Here is a 17,715-nt window from a genome sequence, read left to right as displayed (position 1 = left end):
CTATGTCCCAATTACGTGTTGCATGGGGTGCCCCAGTGCCTCATGCAAACACGCTTTGATATTCACTCCCCTCCCGTAACGCTTCAGCATCCTGCGCCAACCCAGGTAGTTCTTCAGGTAGTGCGTCGCCACACCATGGAAACGTACCATCCACTCTTTCAACCGATGGTGATACCCGTTCACATGTTGAATGTGATACGCGCGGCTACTCGCTCACCCTGACGATTGCATACCACTTGATGCGTCACGCCTTGTACTTTGCTGAAGCTGGCATACACACCCGCACCATCGCTACACAGCACGGCATCCGGCGAGACAAGGGGCTTCAACACCGCGATGACTGTCTCGGCATTCATCTCTTCCAACTGAAAATCTGCATGGTGACCTGCTCGGTCTTGCACCACCATCACCGGTATATAATCCCGTCCGGTTCCCCGGGTTCGTCCCTTACCACCACGATGCCGCGGCGGACGCGGCAATCCCCGCTGCCCCTTGAATGACTCGAGGAAGAAGGTCTCATCCACCTCAACGATGCCTTCTTCACGAGTGGCTTGATGAGTGGCCATCGCGCGCAAGAAACGGTGCCGCCAGAGGAACGCGGTGTTTTTGCTGACCCCGCAACGCATCGCTGCCTGGCGGACGGTCAGCCCTTCGATGAGGGCTTGCGCGTAGTCTTCCCAGCACTGGGCTTTACGCAACCGAGCCAGAGGCGTCTTGGTGAGCACCGAGCTGGTGCGCAGACACTGTTTGCAACGGTAGCGACGTAGTCCACGACTCCATCCCCAAGGGGCCAGCTGGGCGGCGTCGGCGTGACAATGAGGGCACCCGCTGCATGCCGGTAACTGGGTATTGAGCAAGGTAATGGCATGAGGTGCGGTGAGCTCCTGTTGGGCAACACGGCGCTGGCGAAGAGTTAGCTGGGGAAAGAGGGATAACAGGTGTTGAAAGGCTGGGGTATCCATGATGGTAGCCCTCAAGGTGATGGCCTACTTCAAGATTAGCCTTTCAACACGTAATTGGGACAGAGCCATAAAAAAGGCCACCTCACGGGTGGCCGACAAAAGGGAGTTCAGGGATAACGACACGACTTGCAGTGATTACAGGTAGGTATTGGACCGCCTGCTGCGGTGGCTGATAAGCCAGCAGACCACCAGCACCAGCAGCAACCAGGGAGCCAGCTTGATGATCAGGGCAAGCATGCCGCTCAGCAGCCCCAGCAGCACAAACACGCCGCTCACCAGCAGCATGGCCACCAGGGTAAAACCGGTCAGCGCCATCACCAGCAACACTCCCAGCAATATGAAAAATTCCAGCATAACTTGCTCCTTACAGGCACTCTGTGCCGCCGGGCTGCCTTGCGGTCAATCCAGCCAGCGTTTCAATTCATAACGGGGCGGCATCACCAGCACCGCCAGCAGATAGGCAGCCAGCGCCAGCGGCGGCACCAGGATCAGGCCGAGCAGGGCCACCACTCGCACCGTCACTCTGGATATCCCCAGCCGTTTGGCAATGCCGGCGCAGACGCCGGTCAGCTTGCGATGGACAAGATCCTTGGGCCAGGGAGTCATGGTTATGCCTCCACCTTCTGACCCTTGAGACGGGCCAGCTCGCGCTCTATCTCGTCATTGAGTTCCAGCTCGCGGAACTGCGCCTCCAGCGAGGGATTCTGCCCCAGAGTGGCCGCCTCCAGCTGGGCTTCCAGCTGATCGACCCGCCCCTGAAAGCCTTCGAAGCGGGCCATCAGCTCATGCATACGCTGGTTGTCCACCTGAGCGCGGGCACGAATGCGGCTATGGGCGGTCTGCTCGCGCAGGGTCAGCAGTTTCTGCTTCTCCCGCGCCTCGGTCAGCTTGGCGGCCAACCGTTCGCTGTCGGCGGTAAGCTGGGCCAGCACCTCGGCGACCCGGGCCTTGTCCTGCTCCAGCTGTTCACATTTTTTGACCTCCGCCAGCTTCTCGGTGAGGGCGGCGCGGGCCAGATCCTCACGTCCCTTCTGGATGGCTAACTCGGCCTTGGCCGACCACTCCTGGATCTGCACCTGCAACGCCTGCTGATGGCGCTCCAGCTGTTTTTGCTCGGCGATGACGCGAGCGGCCTGGGTGCGCATATCGACCTGCACCTGCTCCATCTCCTCGATCATCAGGCGCAGCATCTTCTCGGGCTCTTCACTCTTGTCGAGCAGGCTGTGCAGGTTGGCATTGATTACGTCGGTCAGGCGGCTGAACACGCTCATGGTCTGGCTCCTTGTGGATGGGATGACTATCTCTTCCCATTGCATTACAAGAGCCGTGCCAAGAAAAAATATTGTTGCCCTACAGATAGATAGGAATTTAACGAGGGAATTAAATAACGCTTTGTTGGTGAAAAAAACCAATAGCGTGGTGATTTTCACCAACAAAAAAGGGAACCCGTGGCTCCCCTTTCAATGCAGTTATGATGGCGTTCAGGCAGCGTGATGGCGACCCAGCTTGCCATCCAGTTCGGCCAGTTTGGCCTCCATCCGGGCACGGCACACCTCGGAGAGCTCGCGAATGCCGGCAGCACCGTGCTCCTTGCTGCAAACCGGGGCCATCACCTCCAGCAGCACCTCGCCGTTATCCCAGCGGTTGAGGTCGATCTGGCCGAAGTAGCTGGAGCAGACGATGGGCACCACCGGCACTTCAGCCTGTACGGCGGTATGGAAAGCGCCCGCCTTGAATGGCAGCAGACCACGCCCCTGCGAGCGGGTCCCTTCCGGGAACATCCAGATGGAGGTGCCGCGCGCCTTGATGCGCTCCACCACCTGACCAATGGTGCCAATGGCGCGAGAGCGGTTGGAGCGGTCGATCAACACGTTGCCGGAGAGCCAGAAGATGAGGCCGAAGAAGGGGAGCCACAGCAGGCTCTTCTTGCCCACCGCAACCACGCCGGGCTGCACCGCACCGGTCACGGTGAAGATGTCGTAGTTGCTCTGGTGGTTGCAGACATAGACCGCAGGCCCGACCGATTTCACCTCGTCGGCTACCGTCACCTTGACCCGGACCCCGATCAGCGGGCAGACCGCGTGATACATGCGGGCGAAGACATAGACGTTGTTGGGGTGGCGCGGACGAACCAGACAGAGCAGCAGGCCGAACAGGAACCAGAAGATGAGCAGCAGACCAAGCAGCAGCACACGGGCAATTTTGAGCATCGAACACCTCGAATTTTAACTCGGCGCAGTATACTGATCCCCCTTTTAGCGAACAAGCGTTCGCCAAACAGAACCGACCACACGGCGCCAGCCTCAGCGCTCATAAAACGGCCGGCAACTTGCCCCACCCGCCATTGGCCGTTAGGATGTGGCCATCTTGATGAACGGGGCGAGCATGATTCACCAACAACGCGTGGCGAAACGACTCCTGCTGCTGGTCTGCCTGCTGGTGCTCAATTGCGCGGCACAGCCGCTGGCCAGGCTGGCACTGCTCGATCATGCCCTCACCTGTCAGGCCCTGCCCGTTCAGAGCATCGATGATGAGCAGAACGACGGCAAGCCGGTCAGCCCGCAGCCCACCAGCTGCCAGCTCAATGGCAAATGGTTGAGCGCCGCCACTCTGCTCTGCGTCGAACAACTCTTCTTTGCCGTCGCCCTGCTGATTGCCCTGCTGGCACCACTCTGGCGCTATACCCCTCCCTTACCACCGCCAAGGGTTATCTCACCCCCCGAGCGGCGACTTCACCTCACGCTCTGCGTCTGGCGGGAATGATTCCGGCCTTTTTCCATTCGCCGTTACTCATTTTTTGCGAGACCAGACAGATGACAAACTTTTTCAAGGCAGCCCTGCTTATGGCCTGCCTGCTGTGGCAATCCACGGGATTGGCCAGCGATACGGGCTGGCTCACCAGCCCACAGAATGATCACGCCAGGGTGCGACTGCAGGCCGACCGCAGCGCCCCTGACCACACCCGCATCCTGCTCGACGTAGCCCTCGAGTCCGGCTGGAAGACCTACTGGCACAGCCCGGGCGAAGGGGGCATTGCCCCCCAGATCCTGTGGGATGAGCCGGTCGGCGACTTTCAGTGGCGCTGGCCCGCTCCGCGCCACTTCGAGGTGGCCGGACTCAGTACCCAGGGTTATCAGGGTGAGGTGCGCTTCCCTCTGAGCCTCAACTACCCGACCGGCCAATCGCTCAATGGCACCTTGCGCCTATCGACCTGCAGCAACGTCTGCATCCTGACCGACTTCCCCTTTACCCTCGCGGTAGATGGGCAGACGCCAGCCGGTTTCGACTTCGGCTGGGCCAAGACCATCAGCAACCTGCCCCAGCCGCTGCCCGCCGACACCCGGGTCGAGCTCGGTTATCAGCACAACCAGCTGCAACTGCGCGCCGAGCGGGCAGAGGGCTGGCAATCACCAGCGCTCTTTATCGAGGCGCTGGAGGGGGCCGAGTTTGGCAAACCGGCGCTCGAGGTCGAGGGCAACACCCTGATCGCCCGGGTGCCGGTGAGCGATGGCTGGCAGGGGGATGCGCCGGATCTGCGCGGCCAATCCCTCGGCCTGCTGCTGACCAGTGGCGAACAGGCGTGGCAGACCAAAGGCTCGATTGGCGAAGCGCTCGTATTGCCAGCGCCGGGCCAGCCCCTCTTCTGGTTGCTGGGGGCGGCGCTGCTCGGCGGCCTCATCCTCAACCTGATGCCCTGCGTGCTGCCGGTGCTGGCGCTCAAGCTGGGGTCTGTGCTGCAACATCAGCACCGTGAACAGGAAACAGTGCGCAAACAGTTCCTTGCCGCCAGCGCCGGGATCATCGCCTCCTTCTGGGTGCTGGCGGCCATGAGCACTCTGCTGCGCGCCACGCAAGGGGCCGTCGGCTGGGGCATCCAGTTCCAGAGCGCCGGTTTTATCGCCTTTATGGTGCTGGTCACCCTGCTGTTTTGCGCCAACCTGCTGGGGCTGTTCGAGATCCGCCTGCCGAGCAACCTCAATACCCGCCTCGCCACCAGCGGCGGCAATGGCCTCGGCGGTCACTTTCTGCAGGGAAGTCTCGCCACCCTGCTGGCGACTCCCTGCTCGGCCCCCTTCCTCGGCACCGCGGTGGCGTTTGCGCTGGCAGCGCCCCTTGGCCAGCTCTGGCTTATCTTCACCGCGCTCGGGATTGGCATGAGCCTGCCCTGGCTGCTAGTGGCGGCCCTGCCGCGGCTCGCCCTCTGGCTGCCCAAACCGGGTCGCTGGATGGGGCGCCTGCGCATCCTGCTCGGGCTGATGATGCTGGGCTCCAGCCTCTGGCTGGCGAGCCTGCTTGGCAGCCATCTGGGCAACGTTCAGGTTTACTGGCTGATGGCCGCCATGCTGCTGGCCTTGCTGATTGGCATCGTCTGGCGTTATGGCATCCGCGGCTTCACGCTTGCCCTCTCCCTCTCGGCGCTTGTCGGCGCTGCCCTGCTGCTGGGGGGCGCCTTTAGCGCACAGGGCTCGGCCAGCGTTGACAAGGTGGTCTGGCAGCCGCTCTCTGAACGCGCTATCACCGATGCCCTCGCCCAGAACAAGCGGATCTTTATCGATGTCACCGCCGACTGGTGCGTTACCTGCAAGGCAAACAAATACAACGTGTTGCTGCGCGATGAGGTGCAAAGCGCCCTCTCGGCCCCCGATGTGGTGCCCCTGCGCGGCGACTGGAGCAAACCGGACGAGACCATCGCCGCCTTCCTGCGCCAGCGCGGGGCAGCAGCCGTCCCCTTCAACCAGATCTACGGCCCCGGCCTGCCACAGGGAGAGACCCTCTCCCCCCTGCTGGACAAGGCCGATCTGCTTACCCTCTTGAATCAGGCCGGTCTGATCCAGACCAACGCCACCCATTTTTAAGGAGAACTCCATGAACCTGCGCTCCATCGCCCTGTTCACCGCCCTGTTTGCCGGCTCGCTGACTGCTCCGGCTCTGCACGCCGCCCCCTTCACCCCGGAGCAGGAGGCCCGCATCAAGGAGCTGATCCGCGAGACCCTGATCGCCAACCCCAAGATCCTCGACGAAGCGGCCGAATCCTGGGAGAAACAGAACGCGGCAGCCCAACAGGCGCAACTTGGCAACTTCATCAAGGGCAACAAGGATGTGCTGTTCAACAGCCCAACCAGCCCCCGCCTCGGAGCCAGAAACCCCAAGCTGACGCTGGTGCTGTTCACCGACTACAACTGCGCCTACTGCAAGCAGTTCGATCCCCGGCTGACCAAGCTGCTCAAGGCCTATCCCGACGATCTGGGGCTGGTGATCAAGCTGCTGCCGTTCAAGGGACAGAGTTCTGCCAAGGCGGCCCAGTACAGCCTGACCCTGTGGCAGCAGGATCCGGCCCGCTTCCTCGCCCTGCATGACAAGCTGATGAGCAAGCAGGGGATGCTGACCGAGGCGGATATCAACAAGGCGCTGGCCGCCACCGGCAACGTGGCGCTCAAGCCCGCGCCCAAGGCGACCGAAGAGCTGCGCAACAGCCTGCGCATCGGCACCATTCTGGGGGTACAGGGCACACCGGCGACCCTGATCGGCAACCAGCTGGTGCCGGGCGCCGTTCCCTATGAGGAGCTGGAGCAGCTGGTGAAGGCCGAACTGGCCAAGCTGGGGTAAGGGATGGCAAGCACCAACCCTCAACCCCGCTGGCGACGCTGGAGCAAGGAGGCGATCTGGCTGCTGCTGATAGCGCTGGTCATCTCGACCCTGCTCGATCTGTGGCGCAGCCCGACCCTGCCTGAGGGGGCGATGAGCGCCCCCGTCACTCTGCAGGATGGCACCAGTACGGATCTCGCCACCCTGAGTCAGGGCAAGCCGCTGCTGGTCTACTACTGGGCCAGCTGGTGCGGGGTGTGCCGTTTCACCACCCCGGCCGTGCAGCAGCTCTGGCAAGAGGGGGAAAACGTGCTGACGGTGGCACTGCGCTCCGGCAATTCGGAGCAGTTAGCCAAGGGAATGAGCAAGAAGGGGCTCACCTTCCCGACCCACAACGACGAGTCGGGAGCGCTGGCAGCCCAGTGGCAGGTGGGGGTCACCCCGACTTTCCTCGTTATCAAGGATGGCAAGCTGGTGAGCAGCACCACCGGCTGGAGCTCGAAGTGGGGCCTGCAGCTGCGGCTCTGGTGGGCGTCGATCTAGCCACGCAACAACATTGCCTCAACAGGGCCATCCCACCGGATGGCCCTTTTTTATGCCGACATTTTTATCCCGACATCAGGCGGGGAGCTGCATCCCGCGCACCTGCTCCAGCAGGGCAGTCACCGCCGCCGAGCGCAACGCATCGGGGGCGTAGCAGAGCCCTACCCGCCGCTTGAAGGAAGAGGCCGCCAGCTCGGCGACTGTACAACCGGGCGGACAGAGGGAACGAGGCAACCAGCCGATCCCTGCCCCGGCGGCCACCATAGTCGCCGCCAGTCTCAGCGACCCTGCCCGCCGCGGATAGAGGGGCGCCTGATTGCCGAGAATGGCGATCAGCCGCAAGTGGGAGCCGTGGCGCGGGCAAGTGACCCAGGGCTCGTCCGCCAGCACCGCCGGGGTGAGCGCTCCCTTGCCTGTCAGCGGGTGAGCCGGCGGCAACACCAGCACAAACTCCTCCTCCAGCAGGGGGATAAAGAGCTCGTCACCGCAACGCAGGGATTCACAGCCCAGCCGCACATCGCCACAGCAACCCTCCTCCAGAGTCAGCAGGATCTCCTCGTGGGCGAGCGCCCCTTGCACCAGCGCCCCCACCACGCCATCACCCAGATCAGCCTCAATCCCCACCGTCAGCTCGAGACAGGGGGAGGTTTCACGAAACTCGCGGGCGAGGGAGTCGGTATCGGCGATCAGCCGCTTGGCGCGGGGATAGAGCCGGTGCGCCGCTTCAGTTCCCTCCACCCCGCGCGCCTGCCGCACAAACAGGGTCACCCCCAGCTCATCCTCCAGCATCTTGATGGTGGTGGAGAGGGTAGGTTGGGTAATGAAGAGGCGGGTGGCGGCCGCCGTGATGTTGCGCTCCTCGAAGACAGCCACAAACGCACGCAGGGTTCGCACATCCATAGAATTCACCTATACCAGACAGTCATAAAAGCCATTTTTCACGGCGACACGGGGCAAATATAGTGGCTTAACTGCCACAAGGCATCCCAATTTTCTATATCAGCGTCTATCAACACAGCCAGGAGCCATCATGCGCCATCTCTCTGTCATCGGCCTCGGGGCCATGGGCTCCGCCCTCGCCACCACCTTGCTCAAGGTGGGCCATCCGGTCACCGTCTGGAATCGCAGCGCCGCCAAGGCGGCCCCGTTGCAGGCGCTGGGTGCAACACTCGCCCCCTCGGTTGGCGCGGCCATCGCCGCAAGCGATATCACCCTTGTCTGCGTCGATAACTACGCCGTCAGCCAGCAGTTGCTGGACGAGGCGAGCGATGCGGTGGCGGGCAAGCTGCTGGTGCAGCTCTCCACCGGCAGCCCGCAGGGGGCCAGAGCGCTGGAGAGCTGGAGCCACGCCCGCGGCGCCCGTTATCTCGATGGCGCCATCCTCTGCTTCCCGGATCAGATCGGTACCAGCGATGCCAGCATCATCTGCTCGGGGGCCAGCACCGCCTTTAGCGACGCCGAGCCGGTGCTGCGTCTGCTCGCCCCGACCCTCGACCATGTGGCCGAGGCAGTGGGCGCCGCTGCGGCGCAAGATTGCGCCGTCGCCGCCTACTTTGCCGGTGGCCTGCTTGGTGCTCTGCACGGCGCCCTGATCTGCGAGGCGGAAGGGTTGCCGGTAGCCAGGGTGTGCGCCCAGTTCAGCGAGCTCTCGCCCATTCTCGGTGGCGATGTGGCCCATCTGGGCAAGACGCTGGCGAGCGGCGATTTCGATCACCCCTACGCCAGCCTGAAAACCTGGAGCGCCGCCATCAGCCGCCTCGCCGGTCATGCCACCGATGCCGGGATCGACAGCCGCTTCCCGCGTTTTGCCGCCGATCTGTTTGAGGAAGGGGTGGCGCAAGGGTTTGGTCAGCAGGAGGTGTCGGCCCTCATCAAGGTGCTGCGGGCACGCAATGGAGCGGCACAATGAACGAGCTGACCAACCAACCCCAAATTGCGCTGGTCACCGGCGCCGCTGGCGGGATTGGCCGCCAGCTCTGCATCGGGCTGGCCGAGGCGGGTTATCGGGTGATCGCCACCGATCTGGCCCCTCACGCTTTCGACCATCCCGAAATCCACTTTCATCCGCTCGATCTGCGGGATGAGCAGGCTATCGAACGCCTCTTTGCCGAGGTGCGAGCACAACATGGCGGCATCCATCTGCTGATCAACAACGGCGCCATCAGCAAGTTCCACACCCGCTTCGAGGAGCTGAGCGCAGCCCAGTTCGATCAGGTGATGACGGTCAATGTGCGCGGTGCCATGCTCTGCGCCCGCGCCTTTGTGCAGGCCAACCGCGGGTTGTCCTATGGCCGCATCATCAATATCGCCTCCACCCGCTGGCAGCAGAACGAACCGGGTTGGGATGCCTATGGCGCCTCCAAGGGGGCGCTGGTCGCTCTCACCCAGTCCCTCGCCAACTCGCTGGCCGACTATCCCGTCACGGTCAATGCCATCAGTCCGGGCTGGATCCAGGCGGAGGATTACCACACCCTGACCGAGGCGGATCACCGCCAGCACCCGAGTGGCCGGGTCGGTCGCCCCGACGACATCACCCGCGCCTGCCTCTTTCTGGCGGATCCTCACAACGACTTTATCAACGGTGCCAACCTGGTGGTTGATGGCGGGATGAGCAAGAAGATGATCTACCACACCTCCGCCTCCTTCTGGGAGGAGTAACCCCTGCGGCGGCAGCCTCGCCCCGGCCTGCCGCCCGCCCCTTTTCTGCCCGTTTTTTCATCGCTTTTGCCCCGCCGCCCTTGCACTGGCCAGATCGACTGGCAACAATAGGCACTCAACTGACCCCTCTTCATTTCGCCCGTTAATTGATCGCCCAACTCATCGCGTTGGCGGGCTGTTTCCGTTAAAATGACGGGTTTTTGCCGTGCCTGGTTTGCCAATCCCCACCATCAGGCACTCGCAGCGTGAATCCTATGATGCCAGTGATGCAGGATCTGCCATGAACAACTACTTTCGGGTGCTGGGCGTCAAGTCCAACGCCAGCGAAAACGACATCAAGAAAGCCTATCGTCGGCTGTCGAACCAGTACCACCCCGACAAGCTGCACGGGGCCAGTGAAGAAGAGAAAGAGCAGGCAGCCATCAAGCTGCACCAGGTAAAGCAGGCCTATGAAGTGCTGTCCGATCCGAAACAGCGGGCCGCCTTTATCAAGGATTTCAACAACGTCATCGTGACCGACCCCGCCTCCGCCATGCAGGAGATGTGGGATCAGTTCTACCCCTGAAACAGCAGGCAGAAAGAGCAACTATGCAAAAGAGATGGGACCAGGCGCGGCTCAAGTCGCTGCAAAGCGATGCCAGCGAAAACATCGAATCCTACCGGGATCAGGACGACCCCAAGGGGCTGGAACAGTTCACCGACCAGATGAAGAGCCTGCTGCTGGCCGATATGAGCATGCTGGAGTTTATGCCCGAGTATCTGCCGCTGGCCCTCTATGGCCGGGTGCAGTTCCCGGCCAAGGCCAAGTCGCAGTGGAACAAGTGGCTCGCCAGCGGCGAGCAGCCAAGCTGGGACGAGTTCAAGGTGAGCGTCGGCTTCAACAATGCCGCCCTGCCGCTGGTCAAGGCGGTGCGGGCCCAGAGCGAAGATCAGCTGATGGAAGCCTGCGCCGTGCTGTTCCTGCTCGACAACCCGCTACCGCGCGGTAGCCACCGCGCCGATGACGACTATGAGCTGCGCGACGAAGAAGATGAAGATGGGGAAGATGCCGACGCCGACTACCATGGCGGCAGTGACCGCTATGGTGATGACGACGGCGATCAGGATATGTACGACGAAGTCCGTTTCTAATTGGGGCAAGGCATGAGCAACAGTCTGATAGAAATTACCGCCATCGAGATCAAAGAGCTGGCCGTTATCGAGCCGAAGCAGGCCAGCGAGAAATTCGAGCTGATCGCCAAGACCATGTCTGACGACCAGCTGGCAGAAGTGATTGAAAACATTGATATCGTTACCCTGACCCAGATTAACGGCCAGCACGACATCTCCTTCCCCTCCATCATCTCCGAGCTGATGACCCCGGAGCGGATCCGTGACATCGTCTGCCAGCAGCCGCTCTACTGGGAAGAGGCGATCAAGAACAACGCCGACGAGCTGCAACAGCATACCTTCGACTTCCTCAACTACCTGATCCGCACCCAGGATAGCGAAGCCAAGCAGCGCGAGATCCTCGAGTGCGTGGCCGAAGACCCGGCCGGTCTCTTCTACCTCGCCATCCCCTTTATCGAGTTCTATCGCGGCGATCGCTATGAAGAGGACGAAGGCTATCGCGACGTGCTGCACGCCGAAGAGGAGGATCTCGAAGAGTCCCTGCGCTACAGCGAGCGCCAGCAGAGCGAGGATGTCCACGACTACGCGCTGGATGACCCTCGCAGCCTCTTGATGCTGATCCGTGAGCTGGCCCCCGAGGTGGAGAAAGCCATCAAGGCGCTGCTGCGCAACGAGCACTCCAGCTGGGACGGCATCATCAACAAGTTTGCCGCCGAGCTGGTGATGCAGGCCAAAGAGAAGAACAAGGTCGAGGAAGACGAGTACGGCGACGTCGACGACATGTTCAGCTTTCTGGATTAAGGAGCCCATTCATGCAGTTAGTCATTCGCGATGCCAACCAGGGCCCCTTTCTGACCCAGGTGCTGCGCTTTGGCCGCGACAATGAACGTTTGAGCGAGCAACAGCTGGCCGCCATCAAGGGCAAGGCGGTGCTGATGAGCCTCAAATTCGCCGACAAGTACTACAACAAGTACAAGATGCACCTGCTGGAGCAGGCAGCCCACGATGTCATAGGCGTGGTGAGCCTCGGCCTGCAGGAGCTCTCGGCGCGGGATCCGGCCAAGGCGCTGGCGCTGCTGCAGGCGCCGGAAGGCCCCATCAAGCCGTTCCAGAAGGGCTGGTCGATGCTCATTACCGTCAGCCCCAAGCAGGCTGGCAACAGCCTCTACGGTGACGTGGATGCCCGCCTGCTGGACAAGATCTCGAGCCCGCCCGATGTGGAGGAGTGGCAAGGGTGGCAGGAGTACGAGAAGGCGCTGACCGAGCACAACAAGAGCCGCCTGATGGATCTCATCGACCAGCACTTCTTCGCCTGCGAGAGCGACCACCCCACCATGGAGGACAAACTGGCCGAAGCGCTGCTCTACCGCATCCTCTGCGGCAAGGGCAGTGGCGCCGCCCCGTTCAAGGTGAAGCAGGATCTCAAGCGCAAACTGGCGCGGGAAATTGAGCTCGACGAGTGCTGGTATGACACCGACTACCTCGCCGCCCAGCTGGCCCTGATGCTGAATGCGCTGCCCGCCGACATGGCCGCCGCCCTGCGGCAGGAGCTGAGCCCGGGCTTTGTGCCCAACCTGCTCCATACCCTCGGCTTTGTGCGCCAGTACCAGCTGCTGCAAAAAGAGAACGCCTCGCCGGAGAAGCTCGACAACATCGAGATGCGCGCCGGTCTCAAGCACCCGCTGCTCGGCTGGCCGCTCTATCACAACTTCTAAGGCCGCTTTCGCCGCCTCTTTTGTTGCGCCCCCATGTGGGATAACTCAACGCCCGGCCCGCCGGGCGTTGTTCTATCCGGGATGTCCCCTCACCCTGACCCTCTGCCAAAGGCAGAGGGGACAAGCGCAAGCCTCCCTCGGGCTGCCGAGCAACACATTGGGCGCACCAAGCGCAGCGCATTGCACCGGCAATCTGGGGAACAGATCAGTGGTGTAATTCACTCTGTTCATTGCCCTCTGTGGCTCTTGTCACTGCGCAGGGCCATACGCCAATCCAGGATAATTATTCACTCAAAGGGTGAAACTGAATAAATAAGCTGCCACTCAACATGCCGACGGCAATGGCGAAAGAGCAGCCAAAAGCGGGATGGCGATCTCACTATCAAATCAGTTCAGCCAAAAAATGGGCTCCATTCAAACCCGCGCACTCTAATAACCACCCCGCCAGCGCCAGCTTTTCAGCAGCCAAAACCGCATAAAAAACCGGAATAGATCAATAAAAGACAATTAATCTCGCCAGATTAAATTTCAGGTATGGCTATTTGCACCGCTTGGCCGCTAAATGACAGACCGGCCTTCAGACCAGCATGGAAGCGCACAAGGCTAGCCGGCAGCAGACCGGTACGCTCTCAGGACGAGTTATGACTTTCTTCTCTCACAGGAGACAGACCGTGAGCGCTTCGAATCAACACCCCACCATTCCCCCCGGCTCCGGGGCGCTGTTCTTTATCCAGACCTTCTCGACCCTGGGGTTTGCCGTGCTCTACTCCACGCTGGTGCTCTACGCCACCAAGCGGCTCGGCTTTAGCGAATCCCAGGCCAACGCCATGATGGGGGTCTTCGGGGCCTTCAACTATGGCCTGCACCTGTTTGGCGGTTATCTCGGCGGGCGCTACCTCAGCAACCGCAACCTGTTCGTGATGGGGATGGTGCTGCAGGTGATCGGCTGCTACTTCATCGCCGAGATGGGGATCACCGGCCTCTACTGGGGGCTCGCCATGTTCCTTACCGGCAGCGGCCTCAACGTCACCTGCCTCAACATGATGCTGACCCAGCGCTTCGCCCCGGATGATCACCGCCGCGAGAGCGCCTTCCTGTGGAACTACGCCGGGATGAATCTGGGCTTCTTTATCGGCTTTACGGTGGCGGGCTACTTCCAGCTCACCGAGGATTACCGCACCCTGTTCCTGTTTGCGACGCTGGGCAACATCATCGCCATCATCGCCACCTTCGCCTGCTGGCCCATTCTGGCGGATATCAGCACCCCGCTGCGCCATGTCAAAGGGAGCGGCTTCTACCGCCGCATGCTGGCCGGTATCGCCATTCTGGCCATGCTGGTGCCGGCGCTGCGTCTGCTGCTGACCCACGCCAGCTTCAGCGGCAGCTTCGTGCTGATCCTGGGGGCTGTGGTGCTGGTGCTGCTCTGCGTGATGACAGCCCGCCATCCGGACGCCGCCGAGCGCAGCCGCATGGTGGCCTACCTGATCCTCGCCCTCGGCTCCCTCATCTTCTGGTCGCTCTACCAGCTGGCGCCCATGGGGCTGATGCTCTTCTCCGAGCACAACATCAACCTCAACGTGTTCGGGCTGCGGGTCGCCCCCCAGTGGATCCAGAACATCAACACCCTCGTCATCGTCATCGGTGGCCCCCTGATGGCGCTGCTGTTCAAGCGACTGCGCGAACAGGGGTGGAATATCGACATCCCCTCCCAGTTTGCCGCCTCCCTGTTCTGCATGGGGCTCGGCATGCTGGTGCTGCCGCTCGGCATCCATCTGGCGGGGGCCGACGGGCTGGTCGCCTTCAAGTGGATCGCCATCAGCTATGTGCTGCAGAGTTTCGGCGAGCTGCTCATCTCCCCCATCGGTTACGCCATGATTGGCAAGCTGGCCCCCGCCAGCCTGCAAGGCCTGCTGATGGGTTGCTGGATGATGGTGACCGGCGTTGCCTCGGTGCTGGCGGGCTATGTCTCCAGCGCCATGCCGCAGAATATCGGCAGCTCTCCGGTGGCCACCAACCCGGGCTACAGCTCGGTGTTCAACATGCTCGGCTGGGGCTCGATGGCGGGCGGGATCGTCCTGCTGTTGCTGGTGCCCCGTCTGCGCCTGCTGATCGCCTCGAAAATCACCCCGCAACCGGCGGCGACAGCTATCCCCGTCTGATGGGCTTGCACCGCCTGCAATAATGGCGGCGTGATCAACAGGCAAGAGCAAGGGCCCCGCAACTCCAGTTGCAGGGCCCTCTTTTACTGACCGTCAGGCAATAGACCGAGCCGTAGCACTGCCTTGGCTTTCCTCTGATAGTTCAGACCTGAAATCAGTAGTCACCCCTGTTTCAGGCGAAGTCAACGATCCCCAGCTGCTTGGCCATGGCCAGCTCGTTGCGCTCGACGATCTCCTCCACCACCTTGCCCTCGGCGTTGAATCTGAAATAGGTCAAGGCACTCCAGGTCACATCCTTGCCAGTGACATCGAATCCTTTCCAGGTATTTGAGCCTTTGGCGACGTGGGTCAATGCAACGAATACCTCGTCTTCCGAGCTCATTATTTTCTGAAAGGAGGTTTCAATAGACTCATAACGGTCGACCACACAGGCTGACAATGACTTTTTAAATTGCTCAAGGGTGGTAATAGGCTCTGCGCAGTCAGGTCTGAATATACAAAGATCTTCCGAGAAATATTCACTCACCCGTTCAACATCCTTGCCATCTACGCAATATTTAAAGTAATTAATGACTGTATCGACGTTATTTTTCACAGGCGACTCCCGTTTTATTAATTGACATCCAATTTAACTAGAAAATATGATGCATGGAATATCTGTTACTGCCAGACGGGGCCATAGTACAAATCCGGCAGGAGATGATAAATGCAATAACAGGAAATCTCTTTTATAAAATCAGGAAAAATCCATGGATAGATGGACTGAATATGAAGTCTTTGTGCAGGTGGTCGAATTGGGGAGTCTCAGCAAGGCCGCAGATGCACTGGGCTTGTCCAACCCTGCAGCCAGCAGGCATCTGGCCGCACTGGAGCAGCGACTCAATGCACGGCTCGTCGAGCGAACGACCCGGCGCCTGTTTGTCACTGAAATCGGTGAACACTTCTATGCCCGCTGCAAAACAGCGCTGAATGAGATGCGAGAAGCCATCGATGAAGTCAGTATCAAGACTGGAATGCCAACCGGGGTCTTGAAATTGACGGCTTCGCTGTCACTGATGCTGAATGTCATCTCCCCCTTGATACCGAAATTCATGGCGAAATATCCCGGCATTCAGGTCGAGTTGATTGCCAATAATCGCTATCTGGATATTATCGAAAACAATATCGACATCAGTATTCGCTCAAGAGAGTCTGAGCCGGACTCCAGCCTGATTATTCAACCTCTGGCCACTGCACCGCGTATTCTGGCGGCCTCTCCTGAATATATTGAGCATTATGGCGAACCGGAAACGCCGCACGATCTGAAAAAACACCAACTGTTGCTCTACAGCTATCACAATCCCGGAGAGCTGACCATGATGAAGGGCTCGATAAAATTACGGGTGCCAACCACTCCCACCATTGAGTCCAACGACGCCCAGATCCTGCTCGCCAATGCCAAAAACGGCATGGGGATCCTGGCACAGCCCGTTTATGCCATTTATGACGAATTACGCAGCCAGCGTCTTAAACCTGTACTCACCGACTGGACACTGCCCGACCTCTCCATCGGCATGGCCTATGCGAACAGAAACTTTATTCCGTCCAAGACCAGGGTGTTTATCGAATTTATCAAGGAGGAGTTTCAACAGTTCGATTATGAGCAGCGCTGGCGCCACGTCTGCGCCTGCTGATCGTCTCGAAAATGGCCCCGCAATCATGGATGGCGGGGCCTCAGCTTTTGGCGGCATAGCGGGTTCGTTTCAGGCTGACGGTGCGACGCCTATGGTTATTTTTGCACCAAAGAAACCAATATATTTTTTACTGTCGCACTGATGAAACAATCGCGCAGCTCGGGGGTAAGGGGATTCTGCACAGCGTCAGCCGCCAGGTAGGTATTTCCCGCCGACAGGGGTAGGATGAGTGAAGTCGGAGCCATATAGCGACCGCAGTTATCGGAGTCGCCCTATGCCGCCCGCCATATACTCAAAGCCTTGTGAGCCCGGCTCACCACGATAAGGAGAGATGAGATGTATATGTTTTTACCCTTCCTGCTGGCGCTGATAACGGGGATCAGCATCTTGCTGAACAAGCGCGGCGCCTCCTATCTGCTCTGGGCTCTGTTGCTGGTGGTGACCCTGCTCTCCTTTATGCACCATGTGACCGACCCGCTCACCCTCTCGTTCTAGGAGCCCGCCATGAGCCTTTCGACCTCTGCCACCGCCGCGAAGAGTGATCTGCCCCAGCTGCTCGATACGCTGGGGCTGGCGGGCATCTGCCTGACCCTGATCGTCGCCTTCTATTACCAGCTCTATCTGGCCGAACTCCCCTGCCCCTTGTGTTTATTGCAGCGGGTCGGCCTGGTCGTCGCCGGTTTCGGCTTTATGTTCAACCTGCAATTTGGCGCAAAAGGAGCCCACTACGGCATCGTGATTGTCGGCGCCCTGACCACCGCCATGATCGGTGCCAGACAGGTGCTGCTGCATATTCTGCCCGGCGATCCCGGCTATGGTTCCACCTTTCTCGGGCTGCACTTTTATAGCTGGTCACTGGTCAGCGCCCTGCTGATCATCCTGGCCGTCGCCCTGATATTGATGGTGCGGGACGGGCTCGCTATTGCGCTGCCCAAGCTGGATCTGGCGCGCTGGGGGCGTATCGCCTCCCTGCTGTTTGTCTTGCTGATTGCGGCAAACCTGATCTCTACCGTGCTGGAGTGCGGCGCGGGACAGTGCGCCGATAATCCCGTTATCTATGAGCTGCTGAGCCTGCGTTAATCCCCCTCAAGGTGGCGGCCAGTCCGCCACCTTTTATTGCCGCCCTATATTGCCGAAAGGCGCAACAAACCCGGCCCATTGCAGCGGCAACCTCGCGGATTCAATAGCGGTGCAATTTCATTGCACCCTACGGTTACCTCCCCTCACCCTGACCCTCTCCCAAGGGGAGAGGGGATCAGCGCCTGCCAACCTGTAGTCATAACTGTCACCCTTAGCTATCACGCCATAC

General features: G+C 60.5%; 20 protein-coding genes and 1 pseudogene. 14 read left to right on the top strand and 7 right to left on the bottom strand.

Going from position 1 to position 17,715, the window contains the following annotated elements; translation table 11 throughout:
* From AAHA41_RS18485 to AAHA41_RS18465, 5 genes and pseudogenes are all read right to left on the bottom strand, one after another.
* Positions 1–962, bottom strand: a pseudogene (locus tag AAHA41_RS18485) (IS1595 family transposase).
* Between the two features lie 135 nt (positions 963–1,097).
* Positions 1,098–1,316, bottom strand: a complete 219-nt coding sequence (gene pspG / locus AAHA41_RS18480; protein ID WP_041209239.1) for an envelope stress response protein PspG — start codon at positions 1,314–1,316, stop codon at positions 1,098–1,100.
* Positions 1,317–1,361: 45 nt separating this feature from the next.
* Positions 1,362–1,568 carry a PspC domain-containing protein gene (locus tag AAHA41_RS18475; RefSeq protein WP_043849669.1) on the bottom strand — a complete coding sequence of 69 codons (207 nt, stop codon included), beginning with the start codon at positions 1,566–1,568 and terminating at the stop codon, positions 1,362–1,364.
* A gap of 2 nt (positions 1,569–1,570) precedes the next feature.
* On the bottom strand, positions 1,571–2,233 hold the full coding sequence (gene pspA, locus AAHA41_RS18470) for a phage shock protein PspA (protein ID WP_139394224.1): 663 nt from the start codon (positions 2,231–2,233) through the stop codon (positions 1,571–1,573).
* A 210-nt stretch (positions 2,234–2,443) separates the two neighbouring features.
* Positions 2,444–3,172, bottom strand: a complete 729-nt coding sequence (locus AAHA41_RS18465) for a 1-acylglycerol-3-phosphate O-acyltransferase (protein ID WP_033115089.1) — start codon at positions 3,170–3,172, stop codon at positions 2,444–2,446.
* 175 nt (positions 3,173–3,347) lie between these two features.
* On the opposite strand from AAHA41_RS18465, the gene AAHA41_RS18460 reads away from it, so the two are divergent.
* The 4 genes from AAHA41_RS18460 to AAHA41_RS18445 are packed head-to-tail and all read left to right on the top strand — an operon-like array spanning position 3,348 to position 7,091.
* Positions 3,348–3,725: a hypothetical protein gene (locus AAHA41_RS18460; RefSeq protein ID WP_033115100.1), complete on the top strand. Its 378-nt coding sequence runs from the start codon at positions 3,348–3,350 to the stop codon at positions 3,723–3,725.
* A 50-nt stretch (positions 3,726–3,775) separates the two neighbouring features.
* The gene (locus AAHA41_RS18455; protein WP_323071210.1) at positions 3,776–5,818 is read left to right on the top strand and encodes a protein-disulfide reductase DsbD domain-containing protein; all 2,043 of its coding nucleotides are present in this window, start codon (positions 3,776–3,778) and stop codon (positions 5,816–5,818) included.
* Positions 5,819–5,828: 10 nt separating this feature from the next.
* Positions 5,829–6,569 carry a DsbA family protein gene (locus AAHA41_RS18450; RefSeq protein ID WP_041209245.1) on the top strand — a complete coding sequence of 247 codons (741 nt, stop codon included), beginning with the start codon at positions 5,829–5,831 and terminating at the stop codon, positions 6,567–6,569.
* Positions 6,570–6,572: 3 nt separating this feature from the next.
* Entirely contained in the window at positions 6,573–7,091 is a 519-nt protein-coding gene (locus AAHA41_RS18445; protein WP_323071209.1) for a protein disulfide oxidoreductase, read from the top strand.
* 75 nt (positions 7,092–7,166) lie between these two features.
* On the opposite strand, the gene AAHA41_RS18440 is transcribed toward AAHA41_RS18445, so the two are convergent.
* A complete protein-coding gene (locus AAHA41_RS18440; RefSeq protein WP_323071208.1) occupies positions 7,167–7,991 on the bottom strand; it encodes a LysR family transcriptional regulator in 825 nt (274 codons plus the stop codon).
* A 130-nt stretch (positions 7,992–8,121) separates the two neighbouring features.
* On the opposite strand from AAHA41_RS18440, the gene AAHA41_RS18435 reads away from it, so the two are divergent.
* The 7 genes from AAHA41_RS18435 to AAHA41_RS18405 all read left to right on the top strand — a co-directional run bounded on the left by AAHA41_RS18435 (position 8,122) and on the right by AAHA41_RS18405 (position 14,733).
* Positions 8,122–9,000, top strand: a complete 879-nt coding sequence (locus tag AAHA41_RS18435; RefSeq protein ID WP_323071207.1) for an NAD(P)-binding domain-containing protein — start codon at positions 8,122–8,124, stop codon at positions 8,998–9,000.
* Positions 8,997–9,749 carry an SDR family oxidoreductase gene (locus AAHA41_RS18430; RefSeq protein WP_323071206.1) on the top strand — a complete coding sequence of 251 codons (753 nt, stop codon included), beginning with the start codon at positions 8,997–8,999 and terminating at the stop codon, positions 9,747–9,749. The genes AAHA41_RS18435 and AAHA41_RS18430 overlap by 4 nt, the downstream gene beginning before the upstream one ends.
* A 280-nt stretch (positions 9,750–10,029) precedes the next feature.
* On the top strand, positions 10,030–10,314 hold the full coding sequence (locus AAHA41_RS18425) for a DnaJ domain-containing protein (protein ID WP_005343121.1): 285 nt from the start codon (positions 10,030–10,032) through the stop codon (positions 10,312–10,314).
* Between the two features lie 23 nt (positions 10,315–10,337).
* Complete coding sequence (locus AAHA41_RS18420) at positions 10,338–10,880, top strand: hypothetical protein (RefSeq protein ID WP_005363079.1); 543 nt, start codon at positions 10,338–10,340, stop codon at positions 10,878–10,880.
* A gap of 12 nt (positions 10,881–10,892) precedes the next feature.
* On the top strand, positions 10,893–11,660 hold the full coding sequence (locus AAHA41_RS18415; RefSeq protein WP_005343119.1) for a hypothetical protein: 768 nt from the start codon (positions 10,893–10,895) through the stop codon (positions 11,658–11,660).
* Between the two features lie 11 nt (positions 11,661–11,671).
* Entirely contained in the window at positions 11,672–12,574 is a 903-nt protein-coding gene (locus tag AAHA41_RS18410) for a hypothetical protein (protein ID WP_323071205.1), read from the top strand.
* A gap of 671 nt (positions 12,575–13,245) precedes the next feature.
* On the top strand, positions 13,246–14,733 hold the full coding sequence (locus tag AAHA41_RS18405; protein ID WP_233267776.1) for an oligopeptide:H+ symporter: 1,488 nt from the start codon (positions 13,246–13,248) through the stop codon (positions 14,731–14,733).
* 172 nt (positions 14,734–14,905) lie between these two features.
* Here the strand turns inward: AAHA41_RS18405 and AAHA41_RS18400 are convergent, their stop codons facing one another.
* Complete coding sequence (locus AAHA41_RS18400; protein ID WP_323071203.1) at positions 14,906–15,328, bottom strand: ester cyclase; 423 nt, start codon at positions 15,326–15,328, stop codon at positions 14,906–14,908.
* Between the two features lie 154 nt (positions 15,329–15,482).
* Between AAHA41_RS18400 and AAHA41_RS18395 the strand changes: the two genes are divergently transcribed.
* The 3 genes from AAHA41_RS18395 (at position 15,483) to AAHA41_RS18385 (ending at position 17,486) form a co-directional block, all read left to right on the top strand.
* Entirely contained in the window at positions 15,483–16,406 is a 924-nt protein-coding gene (locus tag AAHA41_RS18395; RefSeq protein ID WP_041209253.1) for a LysR family transcriptional regulator, read from the top strand.
* A 336-nt stretch (positions 16,407–16,742) separates the two neighbouring features.
* On the top strand, positions 16,743–16,901 hold the full coding sequence (locus tag AAHA41_RS18390) for a DUF5993 family protein (protein ID WP_005343116.1): 159 nt from the start codon (positions 16,743–16,745) through the stop codon (positions 16,899–16,901).
* Positions 16,902–16,910: 9 nt separating this feature from the next.
* On the top strand, positions 16,911–17,486 hold the full coding sequence (locus tag AAHA41_RS18385) for a disulfide bond formation protein B (RefSeq protein ID WP_039214033.1): 576 nt from the start codon (positions 16,911–16,913) through the stop codon (positions 17,484–17,486).
* Positions 17,487–17,715: the final 229 nt, after the last annotated feature.

The sequence above is a fragment of the Aeromonas sp. SER genome (assembly GCF_038739615.1).
GTDB lineage: Bacteria > Pseudomonadota > Gammaproteobacteria > Enterobacterales > Aeromonadaceae > Aeromonas > Aeromonas jandaei.
The sequence above is the reverse complement of the archived record's forward strand: the minus strand, read 5'-3'. Positions and strand labels throughout refer to the sequence as shown.